Annotated in this window: 17 protein-coding genes and 5 pseudogenes; 15 read left to right on the forward strand and 7 right to left on the reverse strand. The window is 69.0% G+C overall.

All coding sequences use genetic code 11. From position 1 onward, the window contains the following. Window positions 1-170: 170 nt before the first annotated feature. From STRCI_RS41010 to STRCI_RS41020, 3 genes and pseudogenes are all read left to right on the forward strand, one after another. Window positions 171-1,179: pseudogene (locus STRCI_RS41010) on the forward strand (NADP-dependent oxidoreductase). Further along, on the forward strand, window positions 1,176-1,970 hold the full coding sequence (locus STRCI_RS41015) for an SDR family oxidoreductase (protein ID WP_269664099.1): 795 nt from the start codon (window positions 1,176-1,178) through the stop codon (window positions 1,968-1,970). Before STRCI_RS41010 ends, STRCI_RS41015 begins: the two are co-directional and overlap by 4 nt. A gap of 314 nt (window positions 1,971-2,284) precedes the next feature. Next, the gene (locus STRCI_RS41020; protein WP_269664100.1) at window positions 2,285-3,082 is read left to right on the forward strand and encodes a maleylpyruvate isomerase family mycothiol-dependent enzyme; all 798 of its coding nucleotides are present in this window, start codon (window positions 2,285-2,287) and stop codon (window positions 3,080-3,082) included. A gap of 60 nt (window positions 3,083-3,142) precedes the next feature. Here the strand turns inward: STRCI_RS41020 and STRCI_RS41025 are convergent. Next, a pseudogene (locus tag STRCI_RS41025) lies at window positions 3,143-3,964 on the reverse strand (SCO6745 family protein). 47 nt (window positions 3,965-4,011) lie between these two features. Continuing rightward, entirely contained in the window at window positions 4,012-4,851 is an 840-nt protein-coding gene (locus STRCI_RS41035; RefSeq protein ID WP_336298838.1) for an alpha/beta fold hydrolase, read from the reverse strand. A gap of 238 nt (window positions 4,852-5,089) precedes the next feature. Between STRCI_RS41035 and STRCI_RS41040 the strand changes: the two genes are divergently transcribed. The 9 genes from STRCI_RS41040 to STRCI_RS41080 all read left to right on the forward strand — a co-directional run bounded on the left by STRCI_RS41040 (window position 5,090) and on the right by STRCI_RS41080 (window position 13,478). After that, on the forward strand, window positions 5,090-6,289 hold the full coding sequence (locus STRCI_RS41040; protein WP_269664103.1) for an acetyl-CoA C-acyltransferase: 1,200 nt from the start codon (window positions 5,090-5,092) through the stop codon (window positions 6,287-6,289). Between the two features lie 10 nt (window positions 6,290-6,299). Beyond that, window positions 6,300-6,929: an HAD family hydrolase gene (locus tag STRCI_RS41045; RefSeq protein WP_269664104.1), complete on the forward strand. Its 630-nt coding sequence runs from the start codon at window positions 6,300-6,302 to the stop codon at window positions 6,927-6,929. Window positions 6,930-7,068: 139 nt separating this feature from the next. Continuing rightward, a complete protein-coding gene (locus STRCI_RS41050) occupies window positions 7,069-8,595 on the forward strand; it encodes a class I adenylate-forming enzyme family protein (RefSeq protein WP_269664105.1) in 1,527 nt (508 codons plus the stop codon). An 84-nt stretch (window positions 8,596-8,679) separates the two neighbouring features. Next, a complete protein-coding gene (locus STRCI_RS41055; protein ID WP_269664106.1) occupies window positions 8,680-9,375 on the forward strand; it encodes a TetR/AcrR family transcriptional regulator in 696 nt (231 codons plus the stop codon). A gap of 141 nt (window positions 9,376-9,516) precedes the next feature. After that, window positions 9,517-10,335, forward strand: coding sequence for an SDR family oxidoreductase (locus STRCI_RS41060; protein ID WP_269664107.1), 819 nt, complete (start codon window positions 9,517-9,519; stop codon window positions 10,333-10,335). Beyond that, window positions 10,332-11,153, forward strand: coding sequence for an enoyl-CoA hydratase-related protein (locus STRCI_RS41065; RefSeq protein WP_269664108.1), 822 nt, complete (start codon window positions 10,332-10,334; stop codon window positions 11,151-11,153). The genes STRCI_RS41060 and STRCI_RS41065 overlap by 4 nt, the downstream gene beginning before the upstream one ends. Further along, window positions 11,140-12,369 (forward strand): acyl-CoA dehydrogenase family protein, encoded by a 1,230-nt coding sequence (locus STRCI_RS41070; protein ID WP_269664109.1) that lies wholly within the window; start codon window positions 11,140-11,142, stop codon window positions 12,367-12,369. Before STRCI_RS41065 ends, STRCI_RS41070 begins: the two co-directional genes overlap by 14 nt. A 1-nt stretch (window position 12,370) precedes the next feature. Continuing rightward, the gene (locus STRCI_RS41075; RefSeq protein WP_269664110.1) at window positions 12,371-13,153 is read left to right on the forward strand and encodes an SDR family oxidoreductase; all 783 of its coding nucleotides are present in this window, start codon (window positions 12,371-12,373) and stop codon (window positions 13,151-13,153) included. Next, window positions 13,146-13,478 (forward strand): phosphotransferase family protein, encoded by a 333-nt coding sequence (locus STRCI_RS41080; protein ID WP_269664111.1) that lies wholly within the window; start codon window positions 13,146-13,148, stop codon window positions 13,476-13,478. The genes STRCI_RS41075 and STRCI_RS41080 overlap by 8 nt, the downstream gene beginning before the upstream one ends. A 314-nt stretch (window positions 13,479-13,792) precedes the next feature. Here STRCI_RS41080 and STRCI_RS43460 read toward each other — a convergent pair. Beyond that, window positions 13,793-14,087 (reverse strand): annotated as a pseudogene (locus STRCI_RS43460) (transposase); the annotation flags it as partial. A gap of 16 nt (window positions 14,088-14,103) precedes the next feature. On the opposite strand from STRCI_RS43460, the gene STRCI_RS41090 reads away from it, so the two are divergent. Next, on the forward strand, window positions 14,104-14,289 hold the full coding sequence (locus STRCI_RS41090) for a hypothetical protein (protein WP_269664112.1): 186 nt from the start codon (window positions 14,104-14,106) through the stop codon (window positions 14,287-14,289). Window positions 14,290-14,338: 49 nt separating this feature from the next. Here STRCI_RS41090 and STRCI_RS41095 read toward each other — a convergent pair. Next, window positions 14,339-14,861 (reverse strand): annotated as a pseudogene (locus STRCI_RS41095) (replication-relaxation family protein); the annotation flags it as partial. A 384-nt stretch (window positions 14,862-15,245) separates the two neighbouring features. Here STRCI_RS41095 and STRCI_RS41100 point away from each other — a divergent pair. Continuing rightward, a pseudogene (locus STRCI_RS41100) lies at window positions 15,246-15,491 on the forward strand (TerD family protein); the annotation flags it as partial. Window positions 15,492-15,797: 306 nt separating this feature from the next. On the opposite strand, the gene STRCI_RS41105 reads toward STRCI_RS41100, so the two are convergent. Continuing rightward, on the reverse strand, window positions 15,798-16,031 hold the full coding sequence (locus tag STRCI_RS41105) for a hypothetical protein (RefSeq protein ID WP_269664809.1): 234 nt from the start codon (window positions 16,029-16,031) through the stop codon (window positions 15,798-15,800). A 390-nt stretch (window positions 16,032-16,421) separates the two neighbouring features. Here STRCI_RS41105 and STRCI_RS41110 point away from each other — a divergent pair, with 390 nt between their 5' ends. Then, entirely contained in the window at window positions 16,422-17,276 is an 855-nt protein-coding gene (locus STRCI_RS41110) for a hypothetical protein (RefSeq protein ID WP_269664113.1), read from the forward strand. Window positions 17,277-17,630: 354 nt separating this feature from the next. Here the strand turns inward: STRCI_RS41110 and STRCI_RS41115 are convergent, their stop codons facing one another. Beyond that, window positions 17,631-17,837 carry a YbdD/YjiX family protein gene (locus STRCI_RS41115; RefSeq protein WP_269664114.1) on the reverse strand — a complete coding sequence of 69 codons (207 nt, stop codon included), beginning with the start codon at window positions 17,835-17,837 and terminating at the stop codon, window positions 17,631-17,633. Beyond that, window positions 17,834-19,987 (reverse strand): carbon starvation CstA family protein, encoded by a 2,154-nt coding sequence (locus STRCI_RS41120; RefSeq protein WP_418953436.1) that lies wholly within the window; start codon window positions 19,985-19,987, stop codon window positions 17,834-17,836. Before STRCI_RS41120 ends, STRCI_RS41115 begins: the two co-directional genes overlap by 4 nt. Window positions 19,988-20,031: the final 44 nt, after the last annotated feature.

A 20,031-nucleotide genomic window follows, 5' to 3' on the forward strand; every position in this document is an offset into this window, starting at 1 on the left:
GCCTGCTTGCCTTCAACGGCCACTCCCACTTCACCGGGGAACGCCGGGACCTGCTGCCCTACCGCTGAAGGGCAGGATCCGTTCTGGGCGTGTAGCACCCGTCACTACCCACCCATGACATACCTACCAGTCGGTACCCTCCGTGTGGACCGTGAACGACAGGAGCCGTGATGTCTGCGACCAATCGCCAGATCCGTCTGGCCGCTCGTCCCCTGGGCGATGTGAAGCCCGAGGACTGGGAGCACCGTTCAGAGCCTGTGCAGGAGCCGGGTCCGGGCCAGTTCGCGGGCCGGACCCGGGTCATCTCGCTGGATCCGGCGATGCGGGGCTGGCTGGACGACCGTCCCTCCTATTCTGCCGCCGGTGGGCATCGGTGAGGTGATGCGGGCCGGGTCGGTGATCGAGGTCACCGCCTCGAACCACCCCGACTACCGGCCGGGCGATCATGTAGTGGGCACGTTCGGTGTCCAGGAGTACGTGGTCAGCGACGGCAGGGGCGCCTTGAAGATCGACACCTCGCTCGCGCCGCCCTCGACCTTTCTGGGCGCGCTCGGCATGCCCGGCATGACCGCCTACTTCGGCCTGCTCGATGTCGGGGCGCTGAAGGACGGCGAGACCGTGGTGGTGTCGGGGGCGGCGGGTGCGGTGGGCACCATGGTGGGGCAGATCGCGAAGGCCAAGGGCTGCCGGGTCGTGGGCATCGCCGGAGGACCGGAGAAGTGTGCGCTGCTCACCGACGAACTGGGCTTCGACGCGGCGATCGACTACCGCGCCGAAGATGTGCGCAAGGCGCTGCGCCGGGAAGCCCCCGACGGCATCGACGTCTACTTCGACAACGTCGGAGGGGACATCCTCGACGCTGCCCTGACCCGGCTGGCGATGCGCGCACGCGTGGTGGTCTGCGGCGCGATCAGCCAGTACAACAACGCCACCCCCGTCCAGGGCCCCTCCAATTACCTGACGCTGCTGGTGCGTCGGGCGCGCATGGAGGGCTTCGTCGTCTTCGACTACGCCAAGCAGTACGCCGGGGCCGCGCAGGAGATCTCGGCCTGGATCGCGGACGGCCGTATCAAGGTCAAGGAACACGTGGTGAGAGGCACCGTGGACGACTTTCCCGAGACGCTGCAGATGCTCTTTCGCGGCGAGAACGTCGGCAAACTCGTGCTGGAGCTGGCATGACCGCCACCGGGGCCCTCCGTGGAGGGCAGACGGCCGGCGCCGCGCTTGCGGGCAAGGTGGCGATCGTCACCGGCGGTGCCAGCGGACTCGGCCGGGCCACGGCACTCGCGCTGGCACGGGCCGGGGCGCGGGTGGTCGTCGCCGACGTCGACGCGCGGGCCGGCCGCGAGGTGGCCGACCTGGTCGGCGGCGCCTTCCGTGCCTGTGACGTGTCCGACCTGGACGCCAACCGTGCGCTGGTGGACTTCGCTCAGGAGGAGTACGGCGGTGTCGACATCGCACTCCTCAACGCGGGCGTCATGACCGGTTGTGGGGTGGGTGAGGACTTCGACCTGGCGCGCTATCGCCGGGCGATGGGCGCCAATCTCGACGGTGTGGTGTTCGGCACGCATGCGGTGCTGCCGGCGCTGCGGGTCCGCGGTGGCGGGGCGATTGTGGCGACCGCGTCCCTGGCGGGCCTGGCGGCGGTGCCGCTGGATCCGCTGTATGGGGCCAACAAGCACGCGGTGGTGGGGCTGGCGCGCTCGCTGGGGCCGGCTCTGGCGCCGGACAACGTGCGCTTCAACGCCGTCTGCCCCGGGTACGCCGAGTCGCGGATCATCGATCCGCTGCGCGGCATGCTGTCCAAGCAGGAAATGCCGATCATCCCGGCCGAGGTGGTGGCGGACACGGTGCTGCGGATCGTCACCGGCGACGGTGCGGGGGAGTGCTGGTACGTCCAGCCGGGCCGCGAATCGGAACCGTTCCGCTTCCGCACCGTCCCCGGCCCGGGCAAGCTCGCCGGCATCTGAGAAGACTCGCGGCAGCCCGTAGCCGCCACGGGCTGCCGAGCCGTCTGGCCGAGCCCCGGCCGCTCTGGACGGACGGGAAGACCGACCTTCGACAGGCGACCTCGGGGATGCCACTACTGCCCCAGGGGAGCCAGTTCACGCTCGCCTTCGCCATCGCCGGAGGGCATTCGGCCTGGTGATCGCCGTTGCCCCGTCGAATCAAGTCCGCGCACACGCCTCGTACGCTCGTCCTGAGGAAGGTCAAGAGCAGTTCTCAGGCCGTCCACCATCAGCCGTCCGGCTGACCCCGCAGCTTCTTCGAAAGGCATGTCACGATGACCACGGCCGACCACGCCGATCGCGCATCCGTTGTCACCCCGGTCGATCACCGCACGGCGGTAGCGGCGGAGACCGCGCGGTTCGTCGCCGCGGTCAAGGACGCCGACCTGGCGACAGCGGTGCCCAGCTGTCCTGGCTGGACGCTGGCCGACCTGGTCAAGCACACCGGCAGCGTCCAGCGCTGGTTCTCGGTCCTGCTGCAGGCGCGGATCCAGGAGCCTCCGCGCACGCGGGAGGTGGACCTGCGGCTCCCGGACCAGGAGGACGGATACCCCGACTGGCTGGCCGAGAGCGCGACCGTGGCCGCGGACGCCTTCGCCGCCACCGATCCGGACCTGCCGATGTGGGCATGGGGCGTTGACCAGCACGCCCGCTTCTGGGCCCGACGCATGCTCTTCGAAACGCTCCTGCACCGCGCCGACGCCGAGCTCGCCCTCGGCCTGCGGCCCGCGATCGACCGCACCCTCGCGGTCGACGGGATCGACGAGTTCCTCGTCAACCTGCCCTTCGCCACGTTTTTCGCCCCGAAGGTGGCCAACCTGCGCGGCCCCGACCAGACCATCCGCTTCCGCACGACCGACGGAGACGACGCCTGGCTCGTTCGCCTGCGGCCCGACGGTTTCGGACTGGACACGTCCAACCCGGCCGCGGAAACCGCTGACGCGACGGTCACGGGAACCGCGGCCGACCTGCTCCTGCTCGTCTACGGCCGCCTGGCCTACGGGACAGAGGGCCTCGCTCATGCGGGGGACGAGCACCTGCTGGCCCACTGGTTCGCCAACTCCGCCTTCTGAGGCCGTGCATGGCCGCCAGTTCCAGCGGATGAAGCACGAGGCGGAGGGGCAAGAGCCCGGTCAGCCGACCTTGAGGAGGCCGGCTTCGACGACGGCGCGGCCGAAGGGGCTCGCGAGTTCGGCGAGACGCTCGCAGTCGGCGTCACCGAGGGCGGCGTAGGCGGGAAGGGCCAGGTGGTCGGTGCGGTCCTCGATGTGCCGGCGCAGGGTCGGGCCTTTCGGGCTGAGCAAGTCTCCGTCGAGGAGCCCTTGCTTGCGCAGGCGCTCCGAGGCGGCGGACCACTCCTCCTCGGGCCATGCGCGGCTGGCTTTGAGGAAGTCGACGGGTACGTCACCGGTGGCGGCGTGCAGGATCAGGGCCTCCAGGCCGCCGACGCCCTCGCTCAGCAGGCACGCGACATGGCCGTCTCCGCGGAACTCCCGGAGCAGTGTCTGGGCGTGCCACAGCTGCAGTACCGGCTCCTCCGGCCAAGGCAGTGCGGCATGCGTGGCAAACAGCGGGCGACCCTGCGCGTGTTCGCAGGCCGCCTCGGCGGCCGACGGGTCAGCGCCAGCACCTCCTCCAGGTCGGGCAGCTCGTGGATGCCCGCCCGTCGCAGGGGCTTTGCCCGCCGCGGCATACCGGGCGTCCAACACCTGCTGCGGGGGCGTGGTGTCCCAGGCCCCGTCGACCGCCTTCCGTACGAATTCGGGGTGGAAGTTTTAGAAGGTCGAGATAACCAGCTCGGCGGATGCCGGGCCGAACGCGGCGGTCCGGGAGGTGAAATAGCCAGCCCGGCCGCTCAGGCCGAGGTCCGCGTACCGTCGCCTTGCCTCGGGGACGAAGTAGATCATGGCGTGGACGGGCTCGAGGCGGCGCCAGGCGGCACGCGCAGTCTCCATGGGGGTCACCTTCTCTGAGGGTCGGCGACAGCGTTCTCGCTGCGGGTTCAGTGCTTCCCGTGCGCTCGGAGATGGTCGAGCAGCAGGTGGCTCAGCGTTTCGGGCGCCTCCTCAGGGATCCAGTGGCTGACGCCCTGGAGAGTCTCGAATCGGTACGGCCCGTTCACCCATCGCTCCGTCTCCTGCGCGGCTGCCGGGCCGAACGCGCTGTCGTCCGTGCTCCAGACGTACAGCGTGGGGACGCCGATGACGCCGATCGCGCGTTCGGGGCGGTCGGCCCTGTACCAGTTCAGCGCGGCGGTGAGAGCGCCCGACTGGGACAGGTGGCGCACGTAGGCGTCCGCACTGTCTCGCGGGACCTTTCCGGCGTAGAAGTCGCGAAGCTCTCGGGCATCGTCGGCGAGCATGCGCTCCTCGGTCGCGGGATCCTTCCGCCAGTCGATCATGTAGTGAGAGCGTCGGCGCTGATCCTGGTCGGTGCGCAGGGTGGTGGCCAGGGCGCCGGGGTGCGGGGTCGAGACAACTGTCAGGGTGCGTACGCGGCCGGGGTGGGCGTCCGCGGTCCACCAGGCCGCCGCGCCTCCCCAGTCGTGGCCGACCAGGTCGAACGTCGTCCAGCCCAGTTCCTCCGTGATCGAGACGACGTCGTCGACGAGAAGGCTGATGCGATAGTCCTCGGGCTGCTGTGGGCGGGCGCCGGGGGAGTACCCACGCTGGTCGGGTGCCACCACCCGGTAGCCGTCTGCGGCCAACGCCTCGATCTGCCGCCGCCATGCCAGGCCGGTCTGCGGGAAACCGTGCAACAGCAGCACCGGGCGGCCCTCGGGCGGACCGGCCGCGATCGCATCGAACACGCCCGCACCTGTCGTGATGCTCAGGTGAGTCACGATCCACCCCTTCGTACCGACTGGTCGGTACCCTTCAGGCAAGGGGGCGGCATGTCAAGACCTGGCGGCTATTGAAGCTGACGTCGAATTCAATTATAACCGGGTCCGAAGGCCGACCCCTGTCACCCCAGTTGGTGTTCGGCACCGCCTACCGGCAATCGAGCCCGGCCCACGGAGCTCGGAGTTCCGCCCCGGAGTCCCCCGGACAAACCGGACCAACGGCAAACAGTGAGGCGACATGAGGGAAGCAGTCATCGTTTCGACGGCACGGACGCCGATCGGAAAGGCGTACCGCGGCGCGTTCAACGACACTCAGGCGCAGGAACTTGCCGCCCACGCCCTTGCGTACGCGGTGCGGCGCGCCGGGCTCGAGGGCGGCGAGGTCGAGGACGTCGTCTTCGGCTGTGCCGTGCAACAGGGGTCCTCCGGTTTCAACGTGGCGCGTCAGGCCGCTCTGCGGGCCGGACTTCCTGATGCCGTGTCGGGGATGACGATCGACCGGCAGTGTTCGTCGGGCCTCATGGCCATCGCGACGGCCGCCAAGCAGATCGTCACGGACGGCATGCAGGTCGCTGTCGGCGGCGGTGTCGAGTCGATCTCCCTCGTGCAGAACGACCACATGAACACCCACCGCATGACGGATCCCTGGCTGGTCGAGCACAAGCCGGGCATCTACCTGCCGATGCTGCACACGGCGGAGATCATCGCCGAACGCTACGGCGTGAGCCGGGAGCGCCAGGACGAGTTCGCGCTGCTGTCGCAGCAGCGCACCGCGGCGGCGCAGGAGGCCGGCCGGTTCGACCAGGAGATCGTCGCGCTCGACAGCGTCAAGAAGGTCCAGGACAAGCAGTCCGGGGAGGTGCGGGACGAGGCCGTGACCCTGACCCGGGACGAGGGCAACCGCGCGTCGACGACGCTCGAAGGACTGGCCGGATTGGCGCCGGTGCTGCCCGACGGTCAGGTGACCGCGCATTCCAGCGTCACGGCGGGCAACTCCTCGCAGCTGTCGGACGGGGCCTCGGCGTCGGTACTGATGGAGTCGAAGGAGGCCGAGCGCCGCGGGCTGGAACCGCTGGGCGTCTACCGGGGGATGACCGTTGCCGGTTGTGCGCCGGACGAAATGGGCATCGGGCCGGTGTTCGCCATCCCGAAGCTGCTGAAGCAGCACAATCTCACCATCGACGACATCGGCCTGTGGGAACTCAACGAGGCGTTCGCTTCCCAGGCGCTGTACTGCCGGGACGAACTGCACATCGACCCGGAGCGGTTCAACGTCAACGGCGGTGCCATCTCGGTCGGTCATCCCTACGGAATGACCGGTGCCCGGCTGGTGGGGCATGCCCTCATCGAGGGCAAGCGCCGGGGCGCTCGGCATGTCGTGATCTCAATGTGTATCGGCGGCGGAATGGGCGCGGCCGGACTGTTCGAGGTCGCCTGAGGTGTGGCGCGTGACGGACAAAGCGCGAGCCGCCGTCCTCGTGGACTTCGGCGGGGTCATCACCTCCAGTGTGCTGCGGGCTTTCACCGACTTCGGCGCCTCGCTCGGCGGCGACCCGCGCCTGCCGTTGGACCTCCTCAGCCGGGACGAGGCATCGCGCACCCTCCTGGCCGACCACGAATGCGGCCGTATCGACGCCGCAGCCTTCGAGCGAGGATTCGCCGAACGGCTCCGTGCCCACGGCGCCGACGTGGCGGCCGAGGGGCTTACGGCCCGTATGCAGGCGGGCATGTCGATCGACCGGGACATGCTCGCGCTGCTCGGTGATCTCCGAGCCGCCGGCCGTCCCGTCGCGCTCGTGTCCAATTCGTTCGGCACCGGGACCTACGACGGTGTCGACCTCGCAGCCGTCGCCGATGTGGTCGTCATTTCGTCCGAGGTCGGCATCCGCAAGCCTTCCCGGCGGATCTACGCGATCGCATGTGAGCGACTCGGCGTCGACCCCGAGGAGTCAGTCATGATCGACGATCTGCAGCAGAACCTGGACGGAGCGGCACGGATCGGAATCGGGGGCGTACTGCACACCAGCGCCGCCGATACCAGCCGCCAACTCGCCGAACGCTTCGGAATCACCGCCTGACGATCCACCGACGGGCGCGGTGTGGCCGGTGATCCGGCCACACCGTCCGAGGACTCGACGCCGAAACCAGGCCAAGTCAACTCATCGACAAGGGTGCGACCCACACCATCAGCTGCTCACCTTCCGGAAGGCACCGCTCATGACCAGCGTCTTCGATCCCGTGCGCCGCCACGCGGCCGCCACCCCCGACAACATCGCCCTGCGCGGTGGCACGGATGAGTGGACTTACCGTCAGTTGCACGACGCGAGCGTGGGATACGCGGGTGCCTTGGCCGCCGCGGGTCTGTCTCCCGGGGACCGGGTGCTGCTCGCCGCGCCGTCGGTGCCCGAGTTCGTGGTGGCTTACCTCGGGATCCAGGCCGCGGGCTGCGTCGTGGTGCCGGTCAACACGATGTGCACCCGGGCCGAGGCCGAGTATGTCCTCGGCGATGCCGGGTGCTCCTTGGCGATCGCATGGCACGCCCTCGGTCCAGCCGTCGCCGAAGCGGCCGCGGCACTCGAGGTGCCCTTCTGGGCGCTGTCCCCGGGCGTCACGGTCAGCGGTGCGGCCCCTGCCGACGCCGTCGACCGGGACCGTGACGAGACCGCGGCCATCCTGTACACCTCGGGTACGACAGGGCGGCCGAAGGGGGCTCAACTCACGGTCGGCAACCTGTTGTCCGCCGGGGAGATCGGCGCCGAGTGCAGTCGCGCATCGAGCGCCGACCGTATCGGCACAGGACTCCCGCTGTTCCACGTGTTCGGCCAGGCCTCGGTTCTGATGGCGGCCCTGACCGCGGGCGGCTCGATGTCGTTGCTGGCCCGGTTCGACCCCGCGTCGATGCTGGAGATGCTGCGCCGCGACCGGCTCACCATCATGGCTGGCGTGCCGACCATGTGGAACGCGATGCTGCACGCGGCGGGCGACGCGAGCCCGGCGGACTTCGCCCAGCTCCGTGTCGCCGTCTCCGGCGGTGCGTCGCTGCCCGGCGAGATCGCCCGCGCCTTCGAGGCCCGCTTCGGCTGCACCATCCTCGAGGGATACGGGCTCACCGAGACCACCGCGTTCGGCACCTTCAACGACATCGACCGAGGCGCAAAGACCGGCTATACCGGCCGGGCGGTCCCGGGACTGCAGGTCCAGGTGCGGGACGGCGACGGCAACGAGTGCCCGCCCGGCACCGTCGGTGAGGTCCACATCAAGGGGCCCACAGTGATGCGCGGCTACTGGAACCGCCCCGCGGACACCGCCGCGGCCATCTCACCGGACGGCTGGCTCCGGACCGGCGACCTCGGCGAAACCGACACGGACAGCGACCTGCGCATCGTCGACCGCATCAAGGACCTGATCATCCGCGGCGGCTACAACGTCTACCCCGGTGAGGTCGAGGAAGTGCTCTACGACCACCCCGACATCGTCGAAGCGGCCGTCATCGGCGTTCCCGACGACCACTACGGCGAGGAGGTCGCCGCGCTCATCGCGGCCCGGCCCGGTTCGGGGCTCGGTGCCGCCGAGGTGTCGAGCTGGGCGCGAGAGCGTCTGTCCGCCTACAAGATCCCGCGCATCGTCCGGTTCGTCGACGCGCTGCCCAAGGGACCGTCGGGGAAGATCCTCAAGCGGGCCATCGACCGTAGCGCTCTGACCCGCGACGCCGCCTTCGGTGACGTTGCCGCCGGTCGCCAATGAGCCTCGCCGACCAGGCCATCAACCGGTCCCGCCCGCCCTTGGGAGTTTGTGACCATGGCGTCGGATTCAAGTAAAGTCCGGGGAATGGACACCACTGCGCCCGAGGAGACCGACACCGAGCAGGCACCGCCGGTGGCGCCCTTCTCGCAACTTCGCGAGCCGCCCACGACGCAGCGCGGGGCGCGGACACGGGCCGCCCTGGTGAAGGCCGCGCGCAAGGTGTTCGAACGGGACGGCTACCTCGACACTCGCCTGACCGACATCACCAAAGAAGCTCGGTGCGCGGCGGGGTCCTTCTACACCTACTTCTCCAACAAGGAAGAGGTGCTTGCCGCCGTCCTGCTGGAGGCGCAGGAGGACATGATGCATCCCGGCATGGGTCGGGTGGAGGGCACCGACGATCCCTATGCAGTACTCGAGGCGAGCAACCGTGCCTATCTCGCGGCGTACAAACGGAACGCCAAGCTGATGGCGCTGCTGGAGCAGGTGGCCCAAGTGGAGCCGGAGTTCCGTGAGTTCCGAAGGCGGCGTGGAGACGCGTTCATCCGCCGTAACGCCCGTGGCATCGCCGACCTGCAGGCGCGGGGCGTCGCAGACCGTGAGGTCGATCCGATGATGGCGTCCCGTGCGCTGTCGGGAATGGTCAGCGGCATGGCCTACAACGCCTTCGTGCGCAGTGACGGGCAGGAAGAAGAAGGTACGCCGGTGGATTTCGAGGAGCTCGTGGCCACGGTCACCCGGCTCTGGGCGAACGCTCTCCGGTTCCCCGGCCACCGCTGATCCGTCGGCCTCCTAGCCGCTCATCCCCCTGAGGTTGGGCGGCTTTCTCATGGGGTTTCGTGTGGGCAGCGCTTGAACTTGACGTCGGATTCAATTATACAGATCGGAGCATCGCAGGCCCCGTCAACGGAGAGGGTTGCCGTGAACGTCGCACAAAGAGTCGCCATAGTCACCGGTGGGGGTGGCGGCATCGGAAGCGCGCTGGTCGCGCGGCTCGTTCGCGAGGGTGCCCGGGTCGTCCTCGCGGACCTCGACGCGGAGGCCGCGCGGGCGGTGTCGGAGACAGTCAACGCCGATCATCCGGGAAGCACCGTCAGTGCCGGCGCGGACGTGTCGGACACCGAGCAGATCCAGCAGTTGGTCGACCTGGCGGAGAGCGCCTTCGGACCGGTCGATTTCTACTTCGCGAACGCGGGTATCGGCGGCGCGCTCGGCCTCGACGTGAGTGAGCAGGACTGGGACCGCTCGATCGACGTCAACCTGCGAGCCCATATCCGTGCGGCAAGGCTGCTGGTACCGCAGTGGCTCGAGCGCGGTGAGGGCTACTTCGTCAGCACCGCTTCGGCGGCCGGACTGCTCACCCAGGTCGGCTCCGCCACGTACGCCGTCACCAAGCACGCGGCCGTCGCCTTCGCCGAGTGGCTGAGTGTCACCTACGGCGATCGCGGGGTCCGGGTCAGCTGTCTGTGCCCGATGGGCGTGAACACCCCGATGCTGACGGCAGGGGAGGACTCCGGGGACGCACTGGGAAGAGCCGCGACGCGGGCCGTCACCTCCGCCGGAGACGTCCTGGAGCCGGCCGAAGTCGCCGACGCCGTCCTGACCGCCATCGAGGACGAGCGCTTCCTCGTCCTGCCGCATGAAGACGTCCTCGAGATGTACCGGCACAAGGGCTCGGACTACGACCGGTGGCTGCGCGGTATGCGCCGGTACCAGAGCTCCCTGCAGGCGCAGGCATGACCGGCGCGCCGGGCGAGCTCGTCCTCGCCGAACACCGAGGGCCGGTGCTGGTCCTCACGTTCAACCGGCCCGCCAAGCTGAATGCCTGGACCGACGAACTCGAGGACCGCTATTTCGCGCTGCTCGACGCCGCCGAGGACGACCCGGACGTACGCGCCGTCGTGGTCACCGGCGCGGGACGCGGATTCTGCGCCGGAGCCAACCTGCAACGGCTGCAGGCGATCGGCGAAATCTCCGAAGTCTCCGAGGCCGACCGGGCACGGCGCCGCCCGCGGGACATTCCGCGGACCCTGCGCAAACCGCTGATCGGAGCGATCAACGGGGTGGCCGCCGGCCTGGGCATGGTGGAGGCGCTGTACTGCGACCTTCGCTTCGGCTCGCCCTCGGCCCGGTTCACCACGGCCTTCGCGCAGCGCGGGCTGATCGCCGAGTACGGAATCTCCTGGCTGTTGCCCCGGCTGGTGGGGCGCAGCCGGGCCGCGGATCTGCTGCTGTCGAGTCGCATGGTGGATGCCGAGGAGGCCTTCCGTATCGGACTCCTCGACCACCTGGTCCACACCGGCAGCGTGGTGGATGCCGCTGTGGCGTACGCCGCCGATCTGGCTGGGCGCTGCTCCCCGGCCTCCATGGCCACCATCAAGAGCCAACTGAGCAACGACGCGGACGGCACCTACGCCGATTCCGTGACCCGTGCGGAAAGCCTCATGTTCCAGGCTTTCCGCGGGGCCGACGTCATCGAGGGCGTGGCCAGCCATCTGGAGAAGCGCCCGCCCAACTTTCCCTCCCTACCCTTCAGGAGTTCGGATGTCCCTGTTTGAGATGTCGGACCGCGCCAAGAAGTACCGGGCGGATCTGCTCGAGTTCATGGAGGAGCACATCTACCCCGCCGAGGCGGTGTACGACGAGCAGATGCGCGCGTCGGGCGACCCGCACTTTCACCCGCCGATCCTCGAGGAACTCAAGGCGGAGGCGCGCAGGCGTGGACTGTGGAACCTCTTCCACCCGCACCCCGAGTGGGGCCCCGGTCTGACGAACCTCGAGTACGCGCCGCTGGCGGAGATCATGGGCCGCAGCCACATCGCCTCCGAGGCGTGCAACTGCAACGCGCCCGACACCGGCAACATGGAGGTGCTCACCCTCTTCGGCACCGACGAGCACAAGGAGAAGTACCTCAAGCCGCTGCTCGACGGAACGATGGCCTCGGCCTTCGCGATGACCGAGCCGGCCGTGGCCAGCTCCGACGCCACAAACATCGAGCTGCGCATGGAGCGCGACGGCGACCAGTACGTGCTCAACGGCCGCAAGTGGTTCGCCTCGAACGCGATGCACAAGAACTGCAAGGTGCTCATCGTGATGGGCAAGACCGACCCCACGGCGGCCCCGCATCGCCAGCAGTCGATGATGGTCGTCCCGATCGACGCCCCCGGTGTCACCGTGGTCCGCAACCTCCCGGTGTTCGGGTACGCGGACCGCGAGGGCCATGCGGAGATCATCTTCGAGAATGTCCGGGTGCCGGGCAAGGACGTGCTCAAGGGCGAGGGCGAGGGCTTCGCGATCAGCCAGGCCCGGCTCGGGCCCGGCCGTATCCACCACTGCATGCGGGCCATCGGCGCGGCCGAGAGGGCGCTGGAACTGATGTGCCGGCGCGCCCAGTCACGGGTGACCTTCGGCAGCCCGGTCGCCGAACGGTCCAACATCCAGGACTGGATCGCGGAAGCGCGGATCGACATCGAGATGATCCGCCTGCTCACGCTCAAGGCCGCGTACCTGATGGACACGGTCGGCAACAAGGAAGCGCGCACCGAGATCGCGGCCATCAAGGTGGCCGCCCCCGACATCGCGTTGAGGATCGTCGACCGCGCGATTCAGGTGCACGGGGGAGCGGGAGTGACCGACGACTTCCCCTTGGCGCTGATGTACGCGCATCTGCGGACGTTGCGGTTGGCGGATGGTCCCGACGAGGTCCACAAGCGGGCCATCGCCAAGCAGGAACTGCGGCGGTACCGCGACGCGGCGACGGTGGCGGTGAGCTGAGATGGCAGGACTCGATCTCACCGGTCGCACCGCCATCGTCACCGGGGCCTCGCGCGGCATCGGGCTGGCCATCGCCCAGGCCATCGCGGAGGCCGGCGGAAACGTCGTCCTCACCTCCCGCTCCCAGGAGGCGGCGGACGCCGCCGCGGCCCAGGTCAAGGGGACAGCGATCGGCGTCGGTGCGCACGCGGTCGACGAAGGGGCGGCCCAGCGCTGTGTGGATCAGACGCTCGAACGCTTCGGCAGACTGGACATCCTCGTCAACAACGCGGGGACCAACCCGGCCTTCGGGCCGGTCATCGACCAGGACCACGGCCGGTTCGCGAAGACCTTCGACGTGAACCTGTGGGCGCCCGTCCTGTGGACGGGTCTGGCCACCCGGGCCTGGATGGGGGAGCACGGCGGGGCGGTCGTCAACACCGCGTCGGTGGGCGGTCTGGCCTCCGAGGCGAACATCGGGTTGTACAACGCGTCGAAGGCCGCGCTGATACATCTCACGAAGCAGCTGGCCCTGGAGCTCTCGCCGAAGGTCCGCGTCAACGCGGTGGCACCGGGCGTGGTGCGCACGAAGCTGGCTGAGGCTCTGTGGAAGGAGCACGAGGAGGAGGTGTCCGCCTCGGTGGCGCTGGGCCGCATCGGGGAGCCTGCCGACATTGCCTCCGCGGTGGCGTTCCTGGTCTCGGATGCCGCGAGCTGGATGACCGGCGAGACGATGGTGATCGACGGCGGGCAACTGCTCGGTGACGCGCTCCCGTTCAGGCAGGGAGTCGGCATCGGTGTCTAGCGCGGACATCGTCGGAATTGACGCTGGGGCGCTGGGCCGCTGGTTCGCCGCCCTCGGCGTCGACTTCGCGGGGACCTTGGCCGTCGAGCGGATCTGGCTGGGCCAGTCGAATCTGACGTATCTCGTACGGGATCAGGACGGCCGCAGTTGGGTGTTGCGGCGCCCACCGGTGGGTCGCCTGCTGGCGTCGACGCCCAACGTGGCCCGCGAGGCGGCCGAGATCGGTGTGTCCGAACCCTCCATTCACGGAAGCAGCGTGGCCGGATGCTCGAGCTGCGCACTGCGCGGGCGAAGGGCCAGCCGCCCGATCGAGGCGGACACTTGAAGATCCCGGCCAGTGGTGGCGCAAGTCGCCCGAGGTCAGCGAGGTGTTGCCGCTGTCCCGCCTTGGCTGATCTGCGGACCGCATAAACGTGTGATGTCTGTGGCGTCGAACGTGGCCGAGTGTTGCTGTGTGACTGCTGCCTTCCTGACGGGCCCTGGGTATGGCAGAGATCAGCCGAGTTGGAGCAGTCAGTATCGCGCACGGCCATTTTCCGGTGGGTGAGCTGTGGGAGTCGGGGTTCGAGCGCAGGGAGAGTGCGGCGGCTCGGGCAACAACGGCTCGATGGGTAGTGTCCCTTGATGTGGTGTTGGGGATCAACTGGCGGGCGTGTTCGAAGTGTTGGGCAGCGCCGGGGCGCTTTCGCGGTAGATCTCACCCATGCTGCCTTCGGGGAGGTAGCGGCGGGGGAAGGCGATCCATTCCGTGCATCTCGAAGAGCACGGCGGTGACCAGCCGGATGAGCACGTCGTCGTTGGGGAAGACCTGGACGACGTCGATCCTTCGCTTGATCTCCCGGTTCACCCGTTCCAGCGGGTTCGTCGACTGGATCTTCGTCCAGTGCCTGGGCGGGAAGTCCGCGAAGGCGGTCAGGTCCTCCTTCGCCTCCAGGGGAGGCAAACGCGCCATGGTCGCGGTGATGCACAAACTCGCGATCGCGATCTGGTACGTGCTGCACGACAGGGTGCCCTACCGCGAACTCGGCGCCGACTACTTCACCCAGCGCGACCCCGAACGCGTCATGCGACGCATGACGAAGGAAGCCAACAGCCTTGGACTCATGATCCGCTTCGAGCCCGTCCCTACCGCTTGACCAGCATAGTTGCCGGGTCTTTCGTGTCAGGGCCACGTTCAGGTGTACGCCGACAGGCGCCGGTGAGGATGTAGAGGACGCGGGAACGACGGGGTACGAGCGCAGCCATGCCGGGCCGGTCGTCGTCGGCCTGCGGCGTGCGACGGGCTGGGTTTCGTGCTGGAAGAGGCGTGCGTAGTCGATGAGTTTGGTGGCGAGGCGTTCGCTGCTCATGGTGGTGCGGTCGGCTTCGATGAAGGCGCGGAGTTTGGGGCGTTGCTGGTCGTTGATGTGTGTGTAGTGCATGAGGGCGTCGGTGATGAGGCGTTCGCCTTCGCCGATGGGGTGGGCTGTTTCGGGGGGCCGGTCGAGGGGCCGTGTTCGCGCCCGTGTCGGCGGGCGTCGGTGCTGAAGGTCAGGTGGGTGCGGACGACGGTGAGGGTGTGGGCGGTTTTGAGTGAGGCTGTGGTGGTGATGGGGTGGGGCGAGCGTCCGCGCAGGGCGGGGAGGCGGCGGGTGTGGCGGGCGCCGTGGGGGGTGAGGTATCAGGCGTGGGTGCGTGGACGGCCCGGGTCCGGCAGCGGGGTGCGGTCGGCCTAGCCGGTGGTGCGCAGTGTTGAAGGGCCGTTGAGTACGGCGAGGAATCCGGCGACGACGGCTGAGACCGGCGCGGCGGACTGGACGTGTCGTTGGAAAGCCATGGCCCGGAAATCGTGGCACATCGCGTGTGCCCGGCCGCAGTTAGTTTTCTGCAGACCTTGTCCCGTGGGCCACGGTGGCAGCAAGATCCAGGAGTGATCCATTTTGGGGAGGGGAAATCCTCAAGGGAGGCAACGCCTTCGTTCCGACGGTGCCGCTGAGGATCGCTGTGCGGAACGGGGTCGACGTCGCGGTCCTGCTGCTGACGGAGCAGGGCCGGGTCCGGGGGGGACGGCGACATCGTGTTCCACGGGGCACCGGTCCATCCTTCCGGTGCGGTGCGGCTGTTGGGGGAGGAGAGCGGCACGGTTTGGCTGGAGGCCGGGCTCACCGCGGTCGAGGGGGAGATCACCCGGGTTCTGGTGGTCGGGTCGACGCAGACCGGCGCGATGCGAGACGTGCCGGAGCTGTCGGTTGAGGCGTTCGCTCCGGACGGCACCTCGGTCGCGCGGTACGAGATGACGGACGCCGGCGGTGAGACGGCGACGGTGCTCGGGGAGCTGTACCGGCGGGCGGGAGGCTGGAAGTTCCGTGCGGTGGGCCAGGGGTACGTGAACGGTCTGGCCGGCCTGGCGACGGACCACGGCGTCGATGTCGCGGATCACGTCCCGGCCGCCCCTGCCCAGGCTCAGCCCGCGCAGGCGTTCCATCCGGCTCCGGTGCCTTTCCAGCCGCCGGCCGGGGCCCCGGCTCCCGTGCCTTTCCAAGCTCCTGCTCCAGGGACTCAGCAGCCCTCCGCGCCGGTGCCTTTCCAGGGGACGGCTCCGGCGCCGGAGCCCTTCCGACCGCCGGTCGGCATGCCGCCGGTCTGTGACCGGTCGAAGCGTCCGTCATGGCCTGGCGTTGAGGGTGGGGCATGCCTCGCCGACACTGGCCGTGACACCTGCCTGGCGGGCCTGACTCTGCTGGGGGCCGTAGCACTGCCGGTATTCCTCGCTGGCCTCGCCGCCCTGGGCGCTGGCCGCCTGCAGGTCGCCGTGGTGGCGCAGTGCCACCGGATCCTTCGGGTCGTGCAGCGCCGTGGCGGTCGTGTGGTCGAGGACGACCGCGATCGCCGGCACCATGCGGCCCCCCGTGGGCCGTGCGAGGCGGCGCCCAGGCGCTCCAGCAGGGCCCGGGCCTCGGCCTCCGGGCTGGGCGTGTGGCCGAGGGCGGAGGCGCGCTCGGCGCGGGCCAGCTCGGCGTACCCGGCCTGGGTCGGAGTGCCTGCGCGAGGTCCTCCACCAGGCTGCGGATGGTGGTGCCGTGCTCGGCCGCCAGCTGGGGCGGTACGTCAGATGTGTTGATCGGGTTGGCAGGCTCTGCCTGCCACGTCTGTAGGCAGGTGGGCTCTGCGCCCTGATCCCCCCACCCTCCCGCAGGCGACCTGTTGAGACGCACGGCCCATCCAGGATCCACGGTGGCTGTGAGAAGCTGCGGGCCAACGCGCCCCAGCTGTCCAGAGTGAGGTAGACATGCCCGGCCGAGCCGAACCCTCCCCACTGCCGTCGATCACGTTGCGCGGGTACGGCGACAGTATCTGGCTGGAGGGCAGGGCCGTTCTCCTGGAACAGAAGGGAACACGACGGCGGATACCGCTCGCGGCGATCGAAGGGGCCAAGGCTGTTGGCGGCGGGCAGCGATCGGTCGAGATCTCTGTTTGGGGCAGTGGCGGCGCTCCGGGACCGGCGTTCATAGTGGAGGGCCGGGATGCCGCCCAAGCAGGCCGCCTTGTCGAGGTGATCAACCGGGCGCGGCCGCAGAGCAGTCCGCCGGGCGGAGGAGCGGGCCTGGTTGAGGTGGTGTCCGTCCACCCGGCGGCCGGCCGGAAGCGAATGAGTCCTCGCGAGCGCGTCGTGGCGCTCGCTGTGCTCATGGTCTACGTCGGGGGTGCTGCCCTGCTCGCGCTGTTGGGGGAACCGGTCCAGGTGATGATGTGGGTGGCGGGTGTGATGCCTGTCTTCCTCGGCTTGATCATCGTCGGACCTGCGGTGGTGAATGCGCGTGACCGGTTGGTGCTGAGGAAGCGGGGCGTCGCGGTTGTGGCGGTGTTCGATCGCGCCCATGGCAAGCGGCGGTTTTTCAAGTACACCGACCTGGACGGCGGCGTGCACGAGATCCAGGCCGACTACGCGGCCAGAGGGCTCGGAGACGACCCCAACCGCATCAACGTCGTCTACAACCCGCAGCGCCCGGAGAGGGCCGTCTGCTCCCTGGCGGTGTCGACCCTGGTCTTCAGGACGCTGGGGGTTGTCCTGTTCGGGGGATTGCTCCTGCTGGTCGGACTCCTCATGATGCCGTTCCAGCTGGTGCTTTTGGCCTATTCCTGACGGGCTGAACTCCGGGCTACGGCCAACGTGCGCAGCGTCCCATCGCCCAGGCCGGAGCCCCTCCGGCCGAGTGGCAGCACCACACTCGTCAGCCGTGCACAACCACCAGCACGCGATCGCCTCAATTGGTTAGCGGTTGTCACAGCCGCGCCGACCTCGCAAGGCTGACGGACGCCGGCGCCAACATGATGGCGACGTACGGCTGCAGGCCGAATACCCCGGCATCGACGAACCGGAGACGACGGACCCGACCAAGGAGGCGTACGACGCGCGATCCGGTCCGGCAGCAAGCCCGTTCGCGGGGCCGCCAGCGATACGTTGCCGGCCCCGCGTCTTCGCCGTGCAACTGCGGGATCAGCAGCAGCGGCTCGTGGGGTGTTCCTCCCGGTGTTTGGCTTGCAGCGTCTCGAACTCTCGTCGTGTCGGGGCCGGGGTGTGGGGGTGCTGGTTCTGGTGCCGCGTGCAGTAGCGCTCGTACTGCGCCTCCCCGGTCAGCTCGCGCAGGTACCAGCGCACGGTGCGCAGGGTGCGCGCGGTCCGGGTGACGAGCCGGGTTCTCATGGGCGTGCCCCCACCAGCGGTTCTTCGGACGTCTGCGGTGCGTCGATGCGGGACGCCACGTACGGCACTTCGGCCGTCGGCAGTGGTCCCGTCGCGCGGACCGCGCGCACGCACACGACCGCGCAGTTGACCAGGACGGTGAGGACCAGCAGCAGGAAGACCGACATGAGTACACCGTCGACCGTGTTGTTGAGCACGATGGTGTGCATGTCGTCCATGTTCGTGGCGCCCGGCAGCAGTTGGCCGTCTTCGATGGCCTGCGCGTACTTGTCCCGCAGGGCGAAGAAGCCGATCGTCGGGTCGTCCGAGAAGATCTTCTGCCAGCCCGCGGTGAAGGTGACGGCCACGTCCCACGCGAGCGGGATGCCGGTGACCCAGGCCCAGCGCAGCTTGCCGGACTTGATCAGCACGGTGGTGGTGACAGCCAGGGCCACGGCGGCCAGGAGCTGGTTGGCGATGCCGAACAGCGGGAAGAGCTGCTTGATGCCGCCGAGGGGGTCGGTGACACCGGCGTAGAGGAAGTATCCCCAGGCGCCGACGACCAGGGCGCTGGTGATCCAGATCCCGGGCTTCCAGGTGACGCGGCCGATGGGCTTCCAGACGTTGCCGAGCATGTCCTGGAGCATGAAGCGGCCCACCCGGGTGCCGGCGTCGACCGTGGTGAGGATGAACAGCGCCTCGAACATAATTGCGAAGTGGTACCAGAAGGCCTTCATCCCGGCGCCGCCGAACACCGCGGCGAAGATCTCCGACATGCCCACGGCCAGCGTCGGCGCACCGCCGGAGCGGCCCACCAGCGTCTCTTCCTCGACTGCCTTGGCCGCCGCGGTGAGCTGGTCCGGGGTGATGGTGAAGCCGAGGTTCTTGACCGCTTCGGCGGCGGTGTCCACGGTCGGGCCGAGCAGTGCGGCGGGGGAGTTCATGGCGTAGAACAGGCCGGGTTCGAGGACGCAGGCGGCGATCAGTGCCATGACGGCGACGAAGGACTCCGTGAGCATGGAGCCGTAGCCGATGAGCCGGACCTGGGACTCCTTCTGGATCAGCTTCGGGGTGGTGCCGGAGGAGACCAGGGCGTGGAAGCCGGACAGGGCGCCGCAGGCGATGGTGATGAACAGGAAGGGGAACAGGGACCCGGCGAAGACCGGTCCGGCGCCGGTGGAGGCGAAGTCGGTCACCGACTCGGCCTTGAGGTTCGGGGCGGCGATCACCACGCCGACCGCCATCAGGGCGATGGTGCCGACCTTCATGAAGGTGGAGAGGTAGTCACGGGGCGCCAGCAGCATCCACACCGGCAGGACGGAGGCGATGAAGCCGTAGCCGACCAGGCAGAAGACCAGCGTCTCCGGGCTCCAGACGAAGTACTTCGCGAGTGAGGAGTCCTGGATCCAGCCGCCGCCGAGGATGGCGAGGAGCAGCAGGGCCACGCCGATGAAGCTGGTCTCCACGACCCGGCCGGGGCGCAGGTAGCGCAGGTAGAAGCCCATGAAGAGGGCGATGGGGATGGTCATGGAGACCGAGAACGTGCCCCAGGCGGACTCGGCGAGCGCGTTGACGACGATCATCGCGAGGACCGCGAGCAGGATGATCATGATGGCGAAGACGCCGAGCAGTGCGGCGGCACCGCCCACCTTGCCGATCTCGTCCCGGGCCATCTGGCCGAGGCTCTTGCCGTCGCGGCGCATGGAGAGGAACAGGACGATCATGTCCTGCACCGCGCCGGCGAAGATCACGCCCGCGATGATCCAGATCGTGCCCGGCAGATAGCCCATCTGCGCGGCCAGGACCGGGCCGACCAGCGGACCGGCACCGGCGATCGCCGCGAAGTGGTGGCCGAACAGCACCCGCTTGTCGGTGGGGTGGAAGTCGACCCCGTCCTCCAGGCGCTCGGCCGGGGTGGCACGGGTGTCGTCGACCTGGAGGACCTTGCGGGCGATGAACCGGGAGTAGAAGCGGTAGGCGATCGCGTACGAGCCGAGGGCCGCCACGACCAGCCAGACGGCCGAGATCTCCTCACCCCGGGACAGGGCGAGCACGGCCCAGCCGAGCGCGCCGACAAGGGCGACGGCTAGCCAGAGAGCAACGGACTTACCTGACATCCGTGATCTTTCCGGCGCCTCGCCGCCGGATGCGGGCATGGCTGATGTGGGCATGACGACTCCTGATCTCAAAAGGTGGGCAACGCAAGAGGGGTAGG

Origin of the sequence: Streptomyces cinnabarinus (genome assembly GCF_027270315.1) — a bacterium.
GTDB classification, from domain to species: Bacteria; Actinomycetota; Actinomycetes; order Streptomycetales; family Streptomycetaceae; genus Streptomyces; species Streptomyces cinnabarinus.